Annotated in this window: 19 protein-coding genes; 13 read left to right on the forward strand and 6 right to left on the reverse strand. The window is 36.2% G+C overall.

Annotation, left to right across the window (positions count from 1 at the left end; translation table 11 throughout):
- Nucleotides 1-445 precede the first annotated feature (445 nt).
- Nucleotides 446-1,177, forward strand: coding sequence for a bifunctional demethylmenaquinone methyltransferase/2-methoxy-6-polyprenyl-1,4-benzoquinol methylase UbiE (gene ubiE / locus D0817_RS08005; protein WP_127337871.1), 732 nt, complete (start codon nucleotides 446-448; stop codon nucleotides 1,175-1,177).
- 1 nt (nucleotide 1,178) lies between these two features.
- Entirely contained in the window at nucleotides 1,179-1,889 is a 711-nt protein-coding gene (gene porT / locus D0817_RS08010; protein WP_127337872.1) for a type IX secretion/gliding motility protein PorT/SprT, read from the forward strand.
- Between the two features lie 9 nt (nucleotides 1,890-1,898).
- Here the strand turns inward: porT and D0817_RS08015 are convergent, their stop codons facing one another.
- A complete protein-coding gene (locus tag D0817_RS08015; protein ID WP_127337873.1) occupies nucleotides 1,899-2,627 on the reverse strand; it encodes a TrmH family RNA methyltransferase in 729 nt (242 codons plus the stop codon).
- Between the two features lie 37 nt (nucleotides 2,628-2,664).
- On the opposite strand from D0817_RS08015, the gene tamL reads away from it, so the two are divergent.
- The 5 genes from tamL to D0817_RS08040 all read left to right on the forward strand — a co-directional run bounded on the left by tamL (nucleotide 2,665) and on the right by D0817_RS08040 (nucleotide 8,847).
- A complete protein-coding gene (gene tamL / locus D0817_RS08020; protein ID WP_127337874.1) occupies nucleotides 2,665-5,220 on the forward strand; it encodes a translocation and assembly module lipoprotein TamL in 2,556 nt (851 codons plus the stop codon).
- Nucleotides 5,221-5,280: 60 nt separating this feature from the next.
- Nucleotides 5,281-6,348 carry a class II fructose-bisphosphate aldolase gene (gene fbaA / locus D0817_RS08025; protein ID WP_127337875.1) on the forward strand — a complete coding sequence of 356 codons (1,068 nt, stop codon included), beginning with the start codon at nucleotides 5,281-5,283 and terminating at the stop codon, nucleotides 6,346-6,348.
- A 74-nt stretch (nucleotides 6,349-6,422) separates the two neighbouring features.
- Nucleotides 6,423-7,277 carry an acetyl-CoA carboxylase, carboxyltransferase subunit beta gene (gene accD, locus D0817_RS08030; RefSeq protein WP_042566115.1) on the forward strand — a complete coding sequence of 285 codons (855 nt, stop codon included), beginning with the start codon at nucleotides 6,423-6,425 and terminating at the stop codon, nucleotides 7,275-7,277.
- Between the two features lie 339 nt (nucleotides 7,278-7,616).
- Nucleotides 7,617-8,234: a hypothetical protein gene (locus D0817_RS08035; RefSeq protein ID WP_127337876.1), complete on the forward strand. Its 618-nt coding sequence runs from the start codon at nucleotides 7,617-7,619 to the stop codon at nucleotides 8,232-8,234.
- A 193-nt stretch (nucleotides 8,235-8,427) separates the two neighbouring features.
- Complete coding sequence (locus D0817_RS08040) at nucleotides 8,428-8,847, forward strand: helix-turn-helix domain-containing protein (RefSeq protein ID WP_127337877.1); 420 nt, start codon at nucleotides 8,428-8,430, stop codon at nucleotides 8,845-8,847.
- A 101-nt stretch (nucleotides 8,848-8,948) separates the two neighbouring features.
- Here the strand turns inward: D0817_RS08040 and D0817_RS08045 are convergent, their stop codons facing one another.
- The 3 genes from D0817_RS08045 to D0817_RS08055 form a co-directional block, all read right to left on the reverse strand.
- A complete protein-coding gene (locus tag D0817_RS08045) occupies nucleotides 8,949-9,833 on the reverse strand; it encodes a cupin-like domain-containing protein (protein ID WP_127337878.1) in 885 nt (294 codons plus the stop codon).
- Between the two features lie 300 nt (nucleotides 9,834-10,133).
- Entirely contained in the window at nucleotides 10,134-11,180 is a 1,047-nt protein-coding gene (locus D0817_RS08050) for an NAD(P)-dependent alcohol dehydrogenase (protein WP_127337879.1), read from the reverse strand.
- Between the two features lie 99 nt (nucleotides 11,181-11,279).
- Nucleotides 11,280-12,527, reverse strand: a complete 1,248-nt coding sequence (locus tag D0817_RS08055; RefSeq protein ID WP_127337880.1) for an ABC transporter permease — start codon at nucleotides 12,525-12,527, stop codon at nucleotides 11,280-11,282.
- Nucleotides 12,528-12,692: 165 nt separating this feature from the next.
- On the opposite strand from D0817_RS08055, the gene purH reads away from it, so the two are divergent.
- The 6 genes from purH (at nucleotide 12,693) to rodA (ending at nucleotide 19,966) form a co-directional block, all read left to right on the forward strand.
- Nucleotides 12,693-14,219 (forward strand): bifunctional phosphoribosylaminoimidazolecarboxamide formyltransferase/IMP cyclohydrolase, encoded by a 1,527-nt coding sequence (gene purH, locus D0817_RS08060; RefSeq protein ID WP_127337881.1) that lies wholly within the window; start codon nucleotides 12,693-12,695, stop codon nucleotides 14,217-14,219.
- A 54-nt stretch (nucleotides 14,220-14,273) separates the two neighbouring features.
- A complete protein-coding gene (locus D0817_RS08065; protein ID WP_007804822.1) occupies nucleotides 14,274-15,302 on the forward strand; it encodes a rod shape-determining protein in 1,029 nt (342 codons plus the stop codon).
- Between the two features lie 110 nt (nucleotides 15,303-15,412).
- Nucleotides 15,413-16,237 carry a rod shape-determining protein MreC gene (mreC, locus tag D0817_RS08070; RefSeq protein WP_127337882.1) on the forward strand — a complete coding sequence of 275 codons (825 nt, stop codon included), beginning with the start codon at nucleotides 15,413-15,415 and terminating at the stop codon, nucleotides 16,235-16,237.
- Complete coding sequence (locus D0817_RS08075; protein WP_127337883.1) at nucleotides 16,230-16,736, forward strand: rod shape-determining protein MreD; 507 nt, start codon at nucleotides 16,230-16,232, stop codon at nucleotides 16,734-16,736. The genes mreC and D0817_RS08075 overlap by 8 nt, the downstream gene beginning before the upstream one ends.
- Nucleotides 16,733-18,715 (forward strand): penicillin-binding protein 2, encoded by a 1,983-nt coding sequence (mrdA, locus tag D0817_RS08080; RefSeq protein WP_127337884.1) that lies wholly within the window; start codon nucleotides 16,733-16,735, stop codon nucleotides 18,713-18,715. The genes D0817_RS08075 and mrdA overlap by 4 nt, the downstream gene beginning before the upstream one ends.
- A gap of 15 nt (nucleotides 18,716-18,730) precedes the next feature.
- A complete protein-coding gene (gene rodA, locus D0817_RS08085; RefSeq protein WP_127337885.1) occupies nucleotides 18,731-19,966 on the forward strand; it encodes a rod shape-determining protein RodA in 1,236 nt (411 codons plus the stop codon).
- Between the two features lie 232 nt (nucleotides 19,967-20,198).
- Here rodA and D0817_RS08090 read toward each other — a convergent pair whose 3' ends face one another.
- Nucleotides 20,199-20,879: a DedA family protein gene (locus D0817_RS08090; protein ID WP_127337886.1), complete on the reverse strand. Its 681-nt coding sequence runs from the start codon at nucleotides 20,877-20,879 to the stop codon at nucleotides 20,199-20,201.
- Between the two features lie 129 nt (nucleotides 20,880-21,008).
- Nucleotides 21,009-21,350, reverse strand: a complete 342-nt coding sequence (locus D0817_RS08095) for a heavy-metal-associated domain-containing protein (protein WP_127337887.1) — start codon at nucleotides 21,348-21,350, stop codon at nucleotides 21,009-21,011.
- Nucleotides 21,351-21,392: the final 42 nt, after the last annotated feature.

The following is a 21,392-nucleotide window of genomic DNA, read 5'->3' on the forward strand; positions in this document are numbered from 1 at the left end:
TTCTTTTGAGATCAGATCTCAAAAAAGGCCTTTACTACCAAATACCACGAAGGCGTAAAGACAAGAAAATTAAAATTTCCAAAAACAAATTTAATCCTAAGAACGTGTTTGCACTTTAAAACAAAATATTATTAACCACAACAATATTTAAAAACTACTCAAGAACAAATTTACAACCAGTGCAGCAGCATTCATTTGGTTTAAGTCCTTCAATAACCGGCAATCTTATAATCATTAAACTATTATTACATTACAAAATTGACCATAAAATCTTACATCCGCAATACCCACTTACCGTGATTTTTTTAAAATACCGGATTTCCGGTATAGCTAAAAAAATAAAACTTCCGTTAAAAATATCTTTTTCCAAAACATTTGATTTACAAATTAAAAAACTGAATTACAGTTAAAGAAGATTTGTATTATATTTGCGTAAATAAAAAAAATGTCTGAAAAAATAACCCCGTATAAAAACTCTTCATTAGGCAAAAAAGAACAAGTTGCCCAAATGTTTGATACGATCTCCGGAAACTATGATAATTTAAACCGCGTAATTTCATTTGGTATTGATATTAAGTGGCGAAAAAAGGTATTGAAAATAGTTTCTGACAAAAAACCGAAAATCATACTTGATATTGCCACAGGAACCGGTGACTTAGCTATTTTGCTGGCACAGACGAATGCCGAAAAAATTATAGGTCTTGATATTTCGGCAGGGATGCTTGAAGTTGGGAAAAAGAAAGTTGAAGAAAAAAAATTATCGAATGTTATTGAATTAGTTTTAGGGGATTCGGAAAACATGCCTTTCGGGGACAATTATTTTGATGCCATAACAGTGAGCTTTGGCGTTCGTAATTTTGAAACCCTTGAAAAAGGCTTTGCCGAAATTTTAAGAGTTTTGAAACCGGATGGCGTATTTGTAATTCTTGAAACTTCTGTTCCGGACAAAACTCCTTACAAACAAGGTTATAATTTTTACACCAAAAACATACTTCCGTTAATAGGAAAACTGTTTTCAAAAGACAATTCGGCTTATGGATATTTGTCCGAATCTGCTGCAGCTTTTCCTTATGGAGAAGCCCTGAACAATATTTTACGAAAAATTGGGTTTATAGATGTTGTGGCTATGCCTCAAACTTTTGGAGTTGCAACCATTTATTCTGCTTCTAAAAAATAGTATGAAAAAAACAGTAATCTTAATTTTATTAGTCTTAACGACAAAAGGATATTCGCAATTTGCTAAAAACATGTTTAGCAAAGACCCTATTATTAATCTCGAAAACTGGCAAAAACAACGCCTGTACTTCGGTTATTATTTAGGTCTTAATAGTTTCGACTTTAAATTTGATTACAAAAACAAGGTAGAAAACGACATTCAGGTAAAAAAAACTACCGGTTTTAATGTAGGGGTCGTGGCCGATTTAAGATTGCAGGAATACATCAACCTGCGTTTTGAACCTGGTTTGTATTATACAAAACGTGACTTATATTATCCTCTTGAAAAGCAGGCTGATTATTTAAGAGAGGTAAACAGTACCTACATCCACTTTCCTTTACTGCTGAAATTTTCTTCTTTGCGTACCGGAAATATCCGGCCTTACATAGTTGGAGGGATGTCTACTACACTGAATCTTTCGAGTAATTCAAAATCTGTAGATGATAATCATGATCAGAAGTTCAGGGTAAAACCATGGACTGCGGCTTATGAACTTGGTTTTGGAATTGATATTTTCTCGGAATACTTTATTTTCTCCCCTTCTATCAGAGGAATGTTTGGTATCACGGACGAATTAATCAGGGATAATCCGGCTAATGGCCCAAGCCCATGGACGGATAACATCGATTCCATGAAATCAAGGGCAATTTTAATAAATTTTACTTTTCATTAAAACAAAAGCCTAACTATTTCGTTTAAATTCACTAAGAATAATTGCTGTTGCGGTCGCTACGTTTAAACTTTCGGTTTTTTGTAGTTCGCCGAACCTTGGAATTGTAAGCCGGCTTGTCACCGTTTTTTCAATCTCTTCAGAAATACCATTGGCTTCATTACCCATTATAATGATTCCGTCTTGTGGCAGATTAGATTGATAAATGTTTTCTCCGTCCATAAACGTTCCAAAAACAGGCAACTTTGTTTGTGCCATAAACGTTTTCAGATCGACATAATTTACATTTACCCTGGTAATAGAGCCCATCGTGGCCTGTACTACTTTTGGATTGTAAATATCAACGGTTTCTTTAGAGCAGATAATCTGCTTAATACCAAACCAGTCGCAAAGACGTAAGATGGTTCCTAAATTTCCGGGATCGCGAATATCGTCCAGCGCCAGGATTAAACCGGTATCGGTAATTTTATTTTCGGAAGGCATTTTGAAAACCGCTAAACACGAATTCGGAGTTGATAACGCACTTATTTTTTTAAGTTCCTGCTCATTAATAAGCGTACGTTTTGAAGACGGAACAGCCTCAAAATCATTTTGGGTCGTGTATAAATGTTCTAATTCAAAGTTGGATTGTAAAAGTTCCTGAATTACTTTTACGCCTTCTGCAAAAAATAATTGATTTGCAAAGCGTTGCTTTTTTTGATGTAAACCTGATATAAGCTTTATTTGGTTTTTACTAACCATAAAATAATGTACTTTTGAATTAAATATTTAATATCACTTGAAAAAGAATTCCACAAAAATACTAGCATTTATTCTAATAGCAATACTTATTTGCGCATGTAATGCTGTAAAAAGAGTTCCGGACGGAAAAAGCCTTCTTACGAAAAACACTATTCTTGTAAATGGAAAGTCTACAAATGATGAAACGGCATCCAATCAAATGTACCAAAAACCAAATGGTACTTTGCTGGGATATAAATTACGTCTGAATTTATACAACTTAGCCAACTTAAATCCGGATTCTACGTATCAGGCAAAATTCAAAAATAATCCGGGTTTATATGAGCGTCAGGCAAAAATATTATCTGCCAAGCAGGTAGATCGTCTTGGACAGTCTTTTTTATACAAAGGAATTCACGAATTTTTAAAAAACACCGGAGAGCCGCCTGTTATCATTGATACCACAAAAACAAAGAAATCTTTATTGCGTTTGAAATTTTACTATTTCAACAATGGTTATTTTAATGTAAAAACCGATTATGATATCGACAGCACAGGACATAAAAAAGCCAAAATCAATTACAATATTACTACAGGACCGGCTTTTCTTCTGGATTCCATAAGAACGAGTATTATGACTCCGGCCTTGGATTCCTTATACAAAACCAATAAAGAACCTTCCTTATTAAAATCCGGAAACCAATACAAAACCACCGATTTTGAAGACGAGAAAAACCGTATCACCACGTATTTCAGAAATCACGGTGCGTATTTCTTCCAGCCTACTTATGTGACTTACGACATTGACACCATTGGCAAAAAAAACAAAGCCGATGTCAATTTAATCATCAACAACAACACTATTCAGGAAAGGGATTCCAGCAGAACAGAACCCTTTAAACTTTACAAAATAAGCGATGTAAATATCTACACTGACTATTCTCCGGCCAATTCAAAAACTCCGATCAAAGACAGTACGACTTACAACAACTTTAATCTGTACAGTTATAAAAAATTAAAATACAAGCCGCGTGCTATTACAGATGCCGTTTTTATTTCGAAAGGAAGTACTTTCTCCGACACCAGAACAACGCTTTCTTCGCGCTATTTAAACAATCTGAAGATTTTCAATTATCCTTCGATACAATATGAAGTAGACAAACGGGACCCACTGGGAGAATCGCTGATTGCGAATGTGTTTTTAACCCCGAGAAAAAAATACAGTTTCGGGGCCAGTTTAGATTTAACGCATTCCAATATTCAGGATTTTGGAATCGGTGCCAGTATTTCAGAAACCATCCGAAACGTTTTTAACAGGGCGGAAACCTTAGAAATTTCGGCGCGTGTAAATGTGGGATCTTCAAAAGACATGGCCAATCCGAATAATAATTTCTTTAATGTTTCGGAATATGGTCTTGATATGAAATTAAATTTTCCGAGGATTCTATTGCCTTTCGGAACCGAAAAAATTATTCCGAAGAGAATGATTCCTTCCACAAGTATCTCGAGTGGTTTTTCCAAACAAAGGAACATTGGTCTCGACAAAGAAAATTTCACGGGAGGACTTGCTTATAACTGGTCCCCAAAGCGAAACAATACTGCAAAACTGGAATTGCTGAACGTTCAGTTTGTCCGCAACTTAAATCCGGGCAATTATTTTAACGTTTATACTTCCTCGTATAATGAACTGAATAATATTGCCAGCACCTATAACACAAACCCTGACAATCTGAATGACGATAATAATCTGATCATAACAAAAGGAACCGCCGGTTTTACCGATGATGTCATAAACGGAAGAACCGCTTTAACACCGGGGAATTCAGACTACAAACAGGTCGAAAGCATTGAAGAACGAAGAGTTCGTCTGACGGAGAATGATTTTATTCTGGCCACCAGCTATACGTTCACCAAAACAACCAAAAAAGATCTGGCAGACAATACTTTTTATCAGTTTAAAACAAAACTGGAATCTGCCGGTACTTTACTGACCGCCATTTCAAACATTGCCAATTTACCGAAAAACACCAGTGGCAATTACGACATATTCAACCTGGAATATTCAGAATATGTAAAGACTGAATTTGATTATATCAAGCACTGGGATTTTGGGAAAGAAAAAGTATTGGCCGTAAGAAGTTTCTTTGGAATCGCGATTCCGTTTGGAAATTCAAATTACATTCCGTTCTCCCGAAGTTATTATTCCGGAGGATCAAATGACAATCGTGCCTGGCAGCCGTACTCATTAGGACCGGGAACTACAAATGCTTCCAATGACTTTAATGAGGCAAATATGAAAATTGCCCTTAGTGCCGAATTCCGCTTTAAGGTTTTTGGAGACGTGAAAGGAGCTATCTTTGCAGACGCCGGAAATATCTGGAATGTGCTCGATAATGTCATCGATGAGAAAGCAAAATTCTCTGGCGTAAACGATTTAGCTGAAATTGCTTTAGGTTCCGGATTTGGATTACGTTACGATTTAAGCTTCTTTGTTATTCGTTTAGATTTAGGCTTCAAGACCTATAATCCGGCGCATGACGAAGGAAATCGCTGGTTCAAAGAATACAATTTTGGTCACTCGGTTTTAAATTTTGGAATAAATTATCCGTTCTAATGCTAATTAATTCTTATTTTTGCAACCTAAAAACTAAAAACAACTATAAAAAAAATTACAATGGCACACAATATCAAACCAGGAGTAGCTACAGGAGATCAGGTTCAGGAGATTTTTAATTATGCGAAAGAAAAAGGATTTGCACTTCCGGCAGTAAATGTTACGGGTTCAAGTACAATCAATGGAGTTCTTGAAACTGCAGCTAAACTAAACGCTCCGGTTATCATTCAGTTTTCAAACGGTGGAGCTCAGTTTAACGCTGGTAAAGGGTTATCTAATGCAGGAGAAAAAGCAGCTATCGCTGGTGGAATCGCAGGAGCAAAACACATTCATACTTTAGCAGAAGCTTACGGTGCAACTGTAATTTTACACACTGACCACTGTGCAAAAAAATTATTACCATGGATTGATGGTTTATTGGATGCTTCTGAAAAACATTTTGCAGAAACAGGAAAACCATTATTCAGTTCTCATATGATCGATTTGTCTGAGGAGCCAATCGAAGAAAACATTGAGATCTGTAAAGAATATTTGGCAAGAATGAGCAAAATGGGAATGACACTGGAAATCGAGCTTGGAATTACAGGTGGTGAAGAAGATGGTGTTGACAACTCTGATGTAGACAGCTCAAAATTATATACACAACCGGAAGAAGTAGCTTATGCTTACGAAGAATTATCTAAAGTAAGTCCTAAATTTACTATTGCAGCCGCTTTTGGAAACGTTCACGGTGTTTACAAACCAGGAAACGTAAAATTAACTCCGAAAATCTTAAAAAATTCTCAGGATTTCGTTCAGAACAAATTCAACACGGGTCATAATCCGGTAGATTTCGTTTTCCACGGAGGTTCAGGTTCTACACTTGAAGAAATCAGAGAAGGAATTAGCTACGGAGTAATCAAAATGAATATCGATACCGATTTACAATTTGCCTATACTGAAGGAATTCGTGATTATATGGTTAAAAACATTGACTATTTAAAAACACAAATCGGTAACCCGGAAGGTGCTGAAGCTCCTAACAAAAAATATTATGACCCAAGAAGATGGGTACGTGAAAGCGAAGTAACATTCAATACAAGACTGGAGCAGGCTTTTGCAGACTTAAACAATGTGAATACACTATAAGTAAAAGTTTAAAGTTTCAGGTTTCAAGTTTCGCAACTTTAAACTTTAAACCTGAAACAACAAAAACAATAAATATGGCTTGGTTTAAAAGACAGGAAAAAGGGATTACGACCGCTACAGAAGATAAGATGGACGTTCCGAAAGGATTGTGGTACAAATCTCCAACGGGAAAAATTATTGATGCTGACGAATTGGCCAGAAACCTATTTGTGAGCCCTGAAGATGATTTTCACGTTAGAATTGGAAGCGCAACCTATTTTGAGATTTTATTTGACAATAATGAATTTGTTGAATTAGATAAAAACATGACTTCTAAAGATCCCCTGCATTTTGTGGATACAAAAAAATATGCGGAAAGACTGAAAGATGTTATGGAGAAAACCCACCTTAAAGACGCTGTGCGTACCGGAGTGGGAAAATCAAAAGGAAAAGAACTTGTGATCTGCTGTATGGATTTTGCCTTTATTGGCGGCTCTATGGGGGCTGTTGTAGGGGAAAAAATTGCAAGAGGAATTGATCATGCGATCAAAAACAACATGCCTTTTGTAATGATTTCAAAATCAGGAGGAGCTCGTATGATGGAAGCGGCTTATTCATTAATGCAGTTGGCTAAAACCTCTGTAAAACTGGCACAGCTTGCAGAAGCAGGTTTACCGTACATTTCTTTATGTACAGATCCTACCACCGGAGGAACTACTGCCTCTTACGCCATGTTGGGAGATATTAATATTTCTGAGCCGGGTGCGTTAATTGGTTTCGCAGGTCCGCGTGTGGTTCGTGATACAACAGGAAAAGATTTACCGGAAGGTTTTCAAACCGCCGAATTTCTTTTAGAACACGGTTTCCTTGACTTTATTACGCCAAGAAAAGATTTAAAGGATAAGATCAACTTATATATTGATTTAATTCAGAATAATAACATCAGATAGTTTCTATAAACTTCTAAAATACCAAACCCGACAGCCTTAAAACTGTCGGGTTTATTTTTATAAAAAACATCAAAAAATATAATTGTGTCAAAATAAAAAGAAAATTAAGTTTGAAACACTTTATGTTGTAAAATTTCTGTTGTGAAAAAAATACAACAAGTAGTTTACAACAGTGTTGTTGAAAAATTAAAATGACAATTAAACTTTCAACAACAATGTAGTAACTAAAATGCTCAAATACTTACGATATGCCGTAGAGATGGTTAACTCCTGATAACGTAGGCACACAATTGAATAATTGACCTTTTTTTATATCTTTATTTTTAAATCTTAGTGTTTATGAAAAGAGTATTTGTTGCTTTATTATTTTGTTTAGCTCTTTTGAACTGTGCTAAAAAAGAAGAAAAGATTGTTGAAAAAAATATTCCCTATATAATTTCTCAGGAGAATCGCGAAAAAATCATTGGTAAAGACACTATTCCACCTATGCCTCCCATTCCCGGCTGGCTTGTTTATGGAACAGATACTTTTATTATAGATTCAGACACCAAAATATACTATTTTCAAAGGAATGAAATAGGCATGATCTGCGGAACTCCAACAGCGGATACAATTCCTTACTTTATTAATCTACAACCCAGAGGCTTAATTTTACTTTCAAATAAAAATATTTACGATTTTATCAAATTGAATTATAATGATAATTTCCGCAATATAACTTTTATTGCCTCAAGCTCCGACACAGTAAATTCTAAAGTTTTTTTTGACTTACGCAAATCTTTGAATTCTTTCACGAAATTTCGGGATCGTTTATTTATACGAAGAACAACACAAGAAGAAGATACTGTTTTGAAATATAAGCGTAATAACGAATATTATCATTCGGAGGATATTAAATGGGACAAGAATAGAATTGCCTTTCCATTCATAAAACCAAAAGTGAGTTTTTCAAATTAAATTCTTAAGATTCTGGAATATCTTAAAATTTCTTTCGTTAATCAGTAATTGTGCGAAAAATTACATTTTTGCTTTATACACCGTAAGCAGTCATTTCACCCGAAAAGAACCAAAAAAAGTAACTTACAAAAGCAAAGCTGTTTTTTACCAAAGGCCTTTTTTTTAAAAGCAATATAAATATCTTTGGATTATTATGAACAGAGCAACAAAACCAAATCATATCGGGCGAAAAATCAGCCGTATTCGTGAACGGAAAGAAATTAAACAGGAAGCCCTTGCAAAAGCTTTAGGAACCGACCAAAAGGCCATTTCGATTATCGAGAACAGCGAAACTATAGACGAGGAAAAACTTAAAGAAGTAGCAAAAGCGCTTGGTGTAAGTGTTGAGGCGGTAAAAAACTTTACAGAAGAAAATATGATCAGTTATTTCAATAATTTTTATGACAACAGTAGTGCTGTCAATAGCTTTATCGCTAACCCAAGTCACTGCACATTTAACGCATTAGATAAAATAATGGAAATGGCAGATGAAAACAGAAAATTGTACGAACGTTTGATACAGTCAGAAAAAGAAAAGAACGAATATCTGGAAAAACTGCTAAAAGGAAAATAAGATTTTTCGAAACCCATGCATTTTAATAAAAAATCCCGAGGAAATTTTTCCCCGGTATTTTTTACTTTGGCCTGTCCAAAAATGATATCGCAAAGCTGTACTTATTTTTTAGGCCTACCCCTTTTTAATTCTTTTTCGGCTATTTTGAAAGCTAATTTCTCACGCCATATCGCATAACGTTCCCTGAAAACTATTTTTACAGCGCTATCCAGCGCGCCATGCAGGAATAAACTCCAGACGCTGGCCATTTTCCGGGTTATGGAACTGTCCCATGCCCGAAGACTCAGTGAAAAAGAGCCGTCAATATAACGCATCCAGTGCCACATACCGGTCGGCATGAATAAGGTGTCTCCGTGTTCCAGGAAAACTTCATAACCTTCGACGCCTTTCAGGGCTGGGAATTTTTCAAAATCAGGATTGGAAACATCATATTCCTCTAAAGCATACGTCGTATTGGGAACACAATAGAGCCTTTTTTTCCATTTATAGTCAAACAATATAACCTGTTTTCTCCCTCCAAAATGGGTGTGGAAAAGATGTGGCAAATCGATATCATAATGTAGAAATGTGATGGCCTGAGAGCCTCCGAAAAACATGGCAGGCATACTTTCTATAAACCCTCCCATTAATTCTTTTGGTACTTTCACATCCTGAACCAATTCGGGTTTGTGTTTGAAAAGATTGAAGAAAAAAATACGCAGCTGTGTGGGCTCCCTCTTTATCAAATCAAGATAATCCCCAAATTTCATCGTGGCAATGGAAGCATTAATTACTTTTTTGGGATCTGCTTTGGAGTTGTCAACGAGTTTTACCTCAATATCGCCTGCAATTTCCTTAAAATAATCGGTTGTCCATTTCTCTCTTGCCGGCCAGTCTTTTGTTAACCCTTTTAGGATTAAAGGCTTTTTTTTATCTAAATAGTTCTTCTTAAAATCTTGTCTGGAAATAGACTCAACAACATCGACAGGTTTTAGTATAAAGCTCATTTTTTTTCCCAATTTAAATTGTCCGTTTCTCAAAATTATCTAATTATTTCCTATCCATAACATTCACATTAAAATAGCACAAAAGAAAAACAGACGCTCTTCCTGCCAAATAGCTTCAAGAGGGTCAACTCTTACTTTAAAAAGCATAAAGTTTTCCAGTCCTTATATTTCAGAACCAGACCATTTAAATCAAAAAAACCGAAGAAATATTCTCCGGTTCTTGCGATATAGTCCTGAAATTAAATCGCACAAAGAGGCAAAAAACCTTAGAACCTTAGCCACTCAGCACCTTAGAACCTTTTATTTAAGCGAAGCCATATCAATCACAAAACGATATTTTACATCGCTTTTGTTCATACGCTCGTAAGCTTCATTAATGTACGACATATCGATGATTTCTACATCTGACGTAATATTGTGTTCGGCGCAGTAATCAAGCATTTCCTGCGTCTCTTTGATTCCGCCAATCAAACTTCCGATAATACTTCTTCGCTTCATGATTAACGTAAAAACAGGAATTTCTGCCGGTGCAGGAGGTGCTCCAACGACGATCATTGTTCCGTTTGTTTTTAGTAAATTCAGATACGCATTGTGATCGTGTTTGGCCGAAACGGTATTTAAAATAAAATCGAAGCTGTTCGCTAATGATTCCATTGTTTGCGGATTTGAGGTCAGGGCGAAATGATGTGCCCCTAATTTTTTGGCATCTGCTTCTTTCGACGGGGAATGGCTTAACATGGTCACTTCGGCACCAAAAGAAACCGCAAATTTTACGGCCATATGACCTAAACCGCCTAAACCTAAAACGCCTACTTTGTGCCCCTTTCCTACTTTTAAGTAGCGCAATGGAGAATACGTAGTGATTCCGGCACATAATAAAGGTGCCACGCCTTTTAAATCTAATTTTTCAGAAACGTGAAGGGTGTAGTTTTCATCAACGATAATACTGGTCGAATAACCGCCTCTTGTCGGAATATCGGTTCCTCTTTCTACACTATTATAAGTTTGCGTCATTCCTTCATCACAAAACTGCTCCTCACCTGCCTGGCAGCTCGGACAAGTTCTGCACGAATCCACAAAACAGCCTATTCCGGCTAGTTCTCCCACTTTAAATTTTGAAACCTCACTTCCAACAGCAACAATGCGGCCTACAATTTCGTGTCCGGGAACTAACGGATAATTCACCGGTCCCCATTCTCCTTTTGCGGTGTGAATATCAGAATGGCAAACACCGCTGTACAGGATTTCGATCTGAACCTGATGCGTACCAACTTCCTTTCTTTCAAACGTATAAGGTTTTAACGGATTTTCTGCATCGTATGCTGCATAAGCTTTTACTGGTATCATGTTATCGTATTTTAATTAAACTATTAAAATTACAATAAATTCTCCATCAAAATAAAATTTGAAGTGGTAAAAAAAGATGATTTTTTTTAGGGTCTGAATTTACATTCCAGTCCTGATGGCCTCCACCGGATCTAAATTTGCAGCCGAAATGGCCGGCAGAATTCCCGAAATCAATCCGATAAGTGCGGCCAGGCTGGTTCCTAAAATTATATTTCCGAAACTTAAGACAAATTCAAAATCCAATACTTTGGTCAATATCACCGAAATCCCCCAAACCATCAGCAATCCGATGATTCCTCCGATGACCGATAAGATAATGGCTTCGAACAAAAACTGGAATAAAATAAACCTGTTTTTAGCCCCTAACGACTTCTGGATTCCGATAAGATTGGTACGTTCTTTTACCGAAACAAACATGATATTGGCAATACCGAAACCGCCAACCAAGAGCGAAAAGCCACTGATAATCCAGCCCACCACATTCATCTGGCCTAAGATTCCGTCAATAAAATCGGTAAAACCTGAAAGTACATTAACGAAAAAGTTATCCATTTCACCCGCTTTCATCCCACGGATTCCTCTTATTTTTTGGGCTACTTCGGCTTTGTAGGCATCCATATCAACCCCTTTTACGGGTTTCAGAACAATTACCGGTGTCATTGAATCGCTGTCGCCGTACATTCGGCGTAAAAAATTGGCCGGTAAATAAACGGAAGTATCATTACTGTCGCCAAAAAAACCTGCCCCTTGTTTGGTTATCACCCCGATTACGGTAAAACGCTGCCCGTAAAGCCTGATGTTTTTCCCGATGGGATCCATTGTCCCAAAAAGACCCTGTGCAATTTCATATCCCAAAACAATAACCGCGGTTCCTGAATTTGATTCTGATTCGTTGTAAAACCTTCCTTTATCAAAACTTAGTCCGTCAATATCAACCATTTCAAAGGAAGAAGGCACAATATTGACATCAGCAACGGTTTTGGAATCGTATTTTAAACTTTCATGATTTACAAAAAGCTGATAACCGACCTGTTGTGTATTGTTAAGCGAATTTTTTAAGGCAATGTACTCGTCATATTTTACGTTTGGGAACTGTTCTCTTTTCCATTGCGGAATTTCGGAAGGCCCAAAACAATATTTCATCAAATAAATCGTATTTTTATCTAAACTGCTCAGGTCTTTAGAAATTTTACGATCTAAAGAATCTACTGCAGCGAGCACGGCAATAATTGAAAAAATCCCGATTGTTACTCCAAGTAATGACAATAAAGTACGCAATTTATTATTCCGTAAAGCATTTATGGCAAAGCTTAAACTTTCTTTTAATAACCTTAGATAAACAATCATATTTTCGTATTTTTCAATAAAGTAAAATTCAATAATTTAAAAACAAAAACCTAACAAAAGTTAAGTTACTCATCAGTAGATTTTTTTACCATAATGTTACATTAATTTTCTTTAAAATAATATTTAAAAAAACTACTTTTGCAGTCTGAAAATCATAACTACACAATGAGCACAACTAAAACAATACAATCGGCGTTAATTTCTGTTTTTTCGAAAGATGGACTGGAGCCAATCGTTAGAAAATTACACGAACAAAACGTAACACTTTATTCAACCGGAGGAACTGAAGATTTTATCAAAAATTTAGGTATTCCTGTAGTTCCGGTTGAGGACATCACTTCCTTTCCTGAAATTCTTGGCGGAAGAGTAAAAACGTTACATCCGAAAATTTTTGGCGGGATTTTAAACCGTCAGGATAACGAAAGTGACGTTGAGCAAATGAAGGAATTTGATATTCCTCAGATTGACTTAGTGATTGTTGATTTGTATCCGTTTGAAAAAACAGTTGCTTCAGGTGCCAGCGAACAGGATATTATTGAAAAAATTGATATTGGCGGAATTTCATTAATCCGTGCCGGTGCCAAAAATTTCAAAGACACTGTAATTGTAGCTTCGGTAAATGAATACAGTCTGCTTTTGGATTTGATTACAGAACAAAACGGAGCAACAACGCTTGAAAACAGAAGATTGTTTGCTACAAAAGCGTTCCACGTTTCCTCTCATTATGACGGTGCTATTTTTAATTATTTCAATACAGATGAAACCATCTATAAAGAAAGCATTGACAACGGCCAGATTTTACGTTACGGAGAAAACCCGCACCAAAAAGGATTTTTCTTTGGCGATTTTGACGCGATGTTCAAAAAAGTGCACGGAAAAGAATTATCATACAACAACCTGCTGGATGTAGATGCTGCGGTAAACTTAATTAATGAGTTTAAAACTGACGGGCCTACTTTCGCTATTTTAAAACATAACAATGCTTGTGGTTTAGCTTCGCGAAAAACGATCAGCGAGGCTTATTTAGCCGCTTTGGCTTGCGACCCTACTTCTGCTTTTGGCGGAGTTTTGATTGCAAACACTAAAATTGATCTGGCTACTGCTCAGGAAATCAATAAATTATTTTGTGAAGTGGTAATCGCTCCAAGTTATGATGACGAAGCCATTGCAGTTTTACAGGAAAAGAAAAACAGAATTATATTAGTTCAGAATGAAGTGGAATTACCTTCAAGACAAGTGAGAACATGTCTTAACGGTTTGTTAATTCAGGACAGAAACAATATTACGGATACTAAAGAGCATTTAAAAACCGTTACTACTACAGCGCCGACCGCTCAGGAAGTTGAAGATTTAATATTTGCTTCGAAAATCTGCAAGAACACCAAATCGAATACGATTGTTTTTGCCAAAAACGGAACATTAATCTCGTCAGGAACGGGTCAGACCTCAAGAGTTGATGCTTTAATGCAGGCTATCGATAAGGCTAAAGCTTTCGGTTTTGACCTGACAGGAGCTTCAATGGCAAGCGATGCATTTTTCCCTTTTCCGGATTGTGTGGAATTAGCCAAAAAAGCAGGAATAACCGCTGTTATTCAGCCGGGAGGATCAATAAAAGACGAATTAAGCATAAATTATTGCAACGAAAATAATCTTGCAATGGTATTTACAGGAACACGTCATTTTAAACATTAATTTGTTTAACTTTGTTCAAAATAATTTATAACATTTTAAACCCCTAAAAAACTTATGGGATTTTTTGATTTCATGACCGAGGATATTGCGATAGACCTTGGTACCGCAAACACTTTAATCATACATAATGATAAAGTTGTTATTGATAGTCCGTCAATCGTTGCACGTGACAGAATATCAGGCAAAATCATTGCAGTTGGTAAGGAAGCCAACATGATGCAGGGTAAAACGCATGAAAACATCAAGACCATAAGGCCTTTGAAGGACGGTGTAATTGCCGATTTTGATGCTTCGGAAAAAATGATCAATATGTTCATTAAAAGTATTCCGGCATTGAAAAAGAGAATGTTTACTCCCGCTTTAAGAATGGTAGTATGTATTCCTTCCGGAATTACTGAGGTTGAAATGCGTGCCGTAAAAGAATCTTGTGAACGGGTAAACGGAAAAGAAGTGTATCTGATTCATGAGCCAATGGCAGCAGCAATTGGTATCGGTATCGATATCATGCAGCCAAAAGGAAACATGATTGTTGACATTGGTGGCGGAACAACTGAAATTGCGGTTATTGCATTAGGCGGAATTGTATGTGACAAATCTGTAAAAATTGCAGGTGACGTTTTTACAAACGATATTGTTTATTACATGCGTACGCAACACAACCTTTTTGTTGGGGAAAGTACTGCCGAGAAAATAAAAATCCAGATTGGAGCTGCTATCGAAGATTTAGACGGCCCACCGGAAGATATGTCAGTTCAGGGTAGAGATTTACTTACCGGTAAACCTAAACAAGTTGACGTTTCTTACCGTGAAATCGCCAAAGCATTAGACAAATCGATTCAGCGTATAGAAGATGCCGTAATGGAGACTTTATCACAAACTCCTCCGGAATTAGCCGCCGATATTTACAACACTGGTATTTATTTAGCCGGTGGCGGATCGATGTTAAGAGGCCTTGATAAACGTATTTCACAAAAAACAGATTTACCTGTTTACATTGCCGAAGACCCGTTAAGAGCTGTTGTTCGCGGAACCGGAATGGCACTTAAAAACATTGCAAAATTCAAAAGCATCTTAATAAAATAAGATTCAAAAATAAAAAATCCATGTATTTTATCAGAGTCAGATTGAATCATCTGACGCTGATAAAATTTGAACCCAATAGCATATCCTGAAACAAAATAACCGAACAAGAAATGCAGCAAATTTTTAATTTCATTATAAGAAACAGTAATCGATTGCTGTTTTTGCTGCTTTTAGGAATTTCGTTGGCTCTCACAATTCAATCTCATTCGTTCCATAGAAGCAGAGTAATCAGTTCAGCCAATTTTTTAAGCGGAGGTGTTTATGAAAGAATTAATCGCGTAAACGAATATTTGAATCTAAGAACACAAAACGACGAACTGGTACTTGAAAACGCAAGATTAAAAAGCCTTTTATTCAATAAGGAAGACACCACAAAAGTACCTTTGGCAGATAGCATTAAAGGTGTTAAACCTGCGGATATTATTGTTTCAAAGGTGATTCACAACTCCTACAATACACACGAAAACTATATCACTTTAAACTCCGGTGCAAAAGAAGGAGTGAAACAGGATATGGGAGTTATCAATAGTTTAGGAATTATTGGAGTTGTAGACAATACATCAAAAAACTATTCTACTGTAGTCAGTATCCTGAATATGAAATCGCAGATCAATGCCAAAATCAAGAAATCAAATCACTTTGGTTCTTTAACCTGGAATGGTAAGAGCACTGGATTTGTACAGCTGGAAGATGTTCCAAGATTAGCTTCAATCCGAAAAGGAGATACGATTGTGACCGGTGGCCAGTCTGTAATTTTCCCTGAAGGAATTAACATCGGAACAGTTGACAAAATATACATTAAGGACAAAACGAGTTTTTATGTGATCAACGTAAAACTGTTTAATGACATGACCAACCTTGGGCATGTTTATATTATTAAAAGTAAAGACAGAGAAGAACTTATTAATTTAGAAAAAAAGGAGAAAGATGAATAGCGCCTTGTTAGTCAATATTTTTCGATTTATTGTGTTATTGGCAATTCAGGTTGTTATTTTCAATAATATGAATTTCCTTGGATACATAAGTCCTTTTCCGTACCTGTTGTATATTATTCTTTATCCTGTAAACAGTAATAGATCCGGTTTAATTATCTCCAGTTTTTTACTTGGATTAACGATGGACATGTTTTGTAATTCAGGCGGAATTCATGCGACAGCCTGTGTTATTTTAGCGTATTACAGGCCTTATATTTTCAAATTTTCCTTTGGATTGAGTTATGAATATCAAACGATAAAACTGAACGAATCACTGACACCCGAAAGATTCTCCTTTATTTTAGTATCCGTGATCCTGCATCACATTATACTTTTCACGCTTGAAGCTTTCCAGTTTAAATTTATCGGGGACATTTTACTTCGAACTTTATTCAGTTCCATTTTTACCATAATCGTTTCAATCATAATAATATATCTTATTAAGCCCAATAAAAGATGAGAAAAGTTCTGCTGCCCTCTTTAATTATTATTGCAGCATCTTTGCTAGTGATCAGGATATTTTATTTGCAGATTATTGATGATTCTTTCAAATTAAAATCAGAAAATAACGCAATTAAGAAAGCATATGATTATCCGGAAAGAGGATACATCTATGATCGAAACGGTAAATTATTGTTAGCCAACCAGGCTTCTTATGATATCATGGTTATCCCACGCGAAATCAAAGAAAATCTTAACGTCGATGAATTCTGCACCTTACTGAATATCACAAAAGAAGAATACCAGAAAAGAATTGCTAAGGCCAGGGTCTACAGCCCGAGGCTGCCTTCGGTTTTTCTATCGCAATTAAACAAGGCTGAATTTGCCGCTTTTCAGGAGAAAATCAGAAAATATGAGGGTTTTTATTTCCAAAAAAGATCACTTCGGGATTACGAAGTAGATTATGGCGCCAATATTTTTGGTTTTATCACTCAGGTAAACGAACGATTAATTGCAAAAAATCCCTATTATAACAGTGGAGATTTAATAGGAATGCAAGGAGTTGAACAAAGCTATGAAGAAGTTTTACGCGGTATAAAAGGGGTTAAATACATTCAGAAAGATAAATATAACCGGGAAATTGGTTCCTATAAAGAAGGAAAATACGATACTATTGCCGTTGCCGGAGAAGATATTAATTTAACTATTGATGCTGAACTTCAAAAATACGGTGAAGAATTAATGATCAATAAACGAGGCGGAATTGTTGCCATTGAACCTAAAACGGGCGAAATTCTGGCATTAGTTACTGCCCCATCTTATGATCCCGGCATTTTGGTTGGAAGACAACGATCTAAAAACTACACGCTTTTGTATCATGATTCTATTGCAAAACCATTGTACGACAGGGGGCTTCTGGCGGAATATCCTCCGGGTTCTCCATTTAAAATACTAACTGGTTTAGTCGCTTTGCAGGAAGGCGTAATCAACGAACAAACTACGTTCATGTGCCATCACGGTTTCAGTTATGGCAGGGGTCGTTTTATGAAATGTCACGGTTTTGGCCCGCACCAGTTGCATAATGGTATTTACAATTCGTGTAATACTTATTTTGCACAGTCTTATATGTTAACGATTAACAAATATGGTGACCCTGCGAAAGCGGTAGACATTTGGAGCAATCACGTAAAAAGTTTTGGTTTAGGCCAATTTATGGGATACGATTTACCAACGGGTAAAAAAGGAAATATTCCAACTTCAAAAACATATAAAAAAATATATCCTAACGGCGGCTGGAGAAGTACTACTATTGTATCAAACGCAATTGGACAGGGAGAAGTTTTAATGACACCTATTCAATTAGCCAACATGATGGCTACTGTTGCCAATCAGGGCTATTATTACACGCCTCATATCATTAAAAAAATTGAGGGTAAAAAAATAGACCCGAAATTTACAACCAGACACGAAACTACAATTGACAAAAAGTATTTTCCTCCGGTTATCAGTGGTCTGTTTGATGTTTACAATAAAGGAACAGCTTACGCCTTAAGAGTCGAAGGCATTGATATTTGCGGAAAAACAGGAACCGCCGAAAACTACGCAAAAATCGATGGTGTCAGAACAAAACTAAAGGATCACTCCATTTTCGTCGCTTTTGCCCCAAAAGACAATCCTAAAATTGCAATCGCCATTATGATTGAAAACGGAGGTTTTGGAGCAACGGTTGCAGGGCCAATCGCCAGTTTGATGGTTGAAAAATATCTGAGAAAAAAAATCTCAAGAACCGATCTGGAAATCCGGGTTTTAAATAAGAGTTTACTTAGCGAATACGCCAAAGTTGGAGGAATAAATCCGGCAAGCTTAATTGAATCTACACCGAAAGATTCCGTTTTAAAAGCTAAGATTATTGTTCCGAAAACTGCAGGAACTCCAAAAACGGTAACCCCGAAAACAGAAATTAAAAGAACCACCGTAGACACAACAAAAGAAAACTAATAAAGATTATTTCAAATGAAAAATCAAAGTGTAAAAAATAATATTGACTGGATAAGTGTTATTATCTACATTGCACTTGTAATATTGGGGTGGTTAAACATCTATTCTTCTTCATTATTATCTACTGATGGTACTTATGAAAAGCAGTTGATTTTTATTGCCTGTACCATTCCCTTAATTTTTATTGTTCTTTTTGTGGATGGTAAATTTTATGAAAAGTATGCCAGTATTATTTTTGGCGTGTCCTTATTATCGTTGGCCGGTCTGTTCCTTTTTGGAAAAACAATTGCCGGTCAGAGATGTTGGTATGCTATCGGAAGTTTTACGATACAGCCTTCGGAGTTTGCAAAAGCTGCAACTTCACTGGCATTGGCAAAATACCTCAGTGACAGTCAGATTAACTTAAAAGAGACGAACAGACAGATTCAGGCTTTAGCCATTGTGTTTTTACCCGTTCTTCTGATATTACCACAGCCCGACCCGGGAAGTGCCCTGATCTATAGTATTTTTATCGTGGTTTTGTTTAGGGAAGGATTACCATCATGGTACGTATGGACTGGTTTTTTAGCCATATTACTATTTGTATTAACACTTGTTCTGGAACCCTACGTTGTAATTTTAATCTCTCTGGCGGTATTGACCATCATCTATTTTAAAGGAAGAGTCGTCGATCGAAACCTTCTTTTTAGTGCTATTTTACTGGCTATCATTTCAGGTTTCGTCCTTTCGGTTGATTATGTTTTTGACAATGTTTTCAAACAACACCATAGAGACCGTTTTAATATTCTTTTAGGAAAAAGTGTCGATATGAAAGGTATCGGATACAACACCAATCAATCTGAAATCGCCATTGGATCCGGTGGCTGGATGGGAAAAGGTTTTCTGGAAGGAACGCAGACCAAAGGTGGTTTTGTGCCCGAACAGCATACCGATTATATCTTTACAACTGTTGGTGAAGAATGGGGCTTTCTGGGATCCCTAGTGGTTATTTCCCTTTTTGCCGGATTATTACTGAGAGTTATTTATTTGGCTGAAAGACAAAAGACAAAATTCAGCCGGGTATATGGGTATTGTGTGGCCGGAATTTTATTCACTCACTTTTTTGTAAATATTGCCATGGTTGCAGGGATTTTTCCAACTATTGGAGTGCCGCTTCCTTTCTTCTCCTATGGAGGTTCCGGACTCTGGGGATTCACTATTTTGTTGTTTATTTTCTTAAAGATGGATGCCAATAAGGTTAATGAATGGTAAACCTTTAAAAAGTTAAATTCCAATTCCGCAGCATGGGGATTAATTCCAGATTCCAATACTGAAACTTGGATGTAAAAGTTAAATTCCGATACTGAAATTCCAAATCCCAATTAGCACTTAAATAGTATCAAAATAATATAATAGCTGATTCTTATTTTTATCACCGACTGTATCACATAAAAAAGTCCGAAGCTTAAAACTTCGGACTTTTTTTATGTATATTTTTTTTTGTTTATATTTTTTCGCTTGGTCTTTTCTTTAATAATTTAAGTAAAACCGGGAATGTAGAAATGATTACAATGATAATAATAATGTATTCGATATGTTCCTTTAAATCTATTCCTTCTTTTAGAAAAACGCCATATAAATAATGTCCTGAAAAGATCAATAAGAATGACCAGAGAAATGAACTCAGAATATTATAAAACATGAATTTCTTTTTATCCATAGAAACTATCCCTGCAATGATTGGAGCGAAAGTCCTGAAGATGGGAAGAAAACGGGCATAAATAATAGCCTTACCTCCATATTTCTCAAAGAAATCTTTTGACTGCAACAGGTATTTCTTTTTAAACCAGAAGGAGTCTTCTTTTTTAAAGAGGTAATATCCGCTTTTGGCTCCAAACCAATATCCCGTCATATTACCCAAAACTCCCATCACCGCTACCAGCGTTGAAAGCAAAAACACGTTAATAAAATCGCTTGGAATAGATACCACATTCTGAATCAAATCGCGACTGTAAATACCCGCTAGAAAAAGTAAGCTGTCTCCCGGCAGAAAAAAACCTGCAAAAAGTCCTGTCTCAGCAAATACTATAAACAAAACAATATATAATCCAATCTGAAATCCTCCGACACTTAACGTAATATAAAATTCAGGGTTAATTAATTGGGTCCAGTCGAAATTATTCATAAATGCGTTTGGTTATATTTATAAGTTCGTGAAAGTAACAATAATTTAATTCAACCACAATAAAATGCGGTATTTTAAAGATTAATTAACGATTCAAAAAAGCCCGGATTTGAACCCGGGCTCTTTAAATTATTGTCTTTCATACTTGCAGCAGCTGTGCAGATTATCATAATCGGCCTGCTCTGCTTTTACCTCCCTGGTATCATGTCCCACCTTTGCAATTGCTTTATTTAGGTCAGCCGGAGAAGACTTTTCTTCATTCAGAATGACGGTAAGCTGGTGCGAACTAATATCCCAGTTGGCTGTCTTTACACCCGGCACGCCAAATGCAGCTTTTTCGATACGTTTCTTGCATTGCTCGCAATTACCGTTTACTTCTGTAGCATATTTTAAATTCTTATTCTTTTTAGTCTGTGCCTGGGCTGAAAATCCAAAAACAGCAATCAGGGCAATTAAAATTATATGTTTCATTTTAGTAGTATTTATTATTATTAATATTGATTTTTGATATTG

This window comes from Flavobacterium cupreum (assembly GCF_003996965.1).
Taxonomy (GTDB): domain Bacteria; phylum Bacteroidota; class Bacteroidia; order Flavobacteriales; family Flavobacteriaceae; genus Flavobacterium; species Flavobacterium cupreum.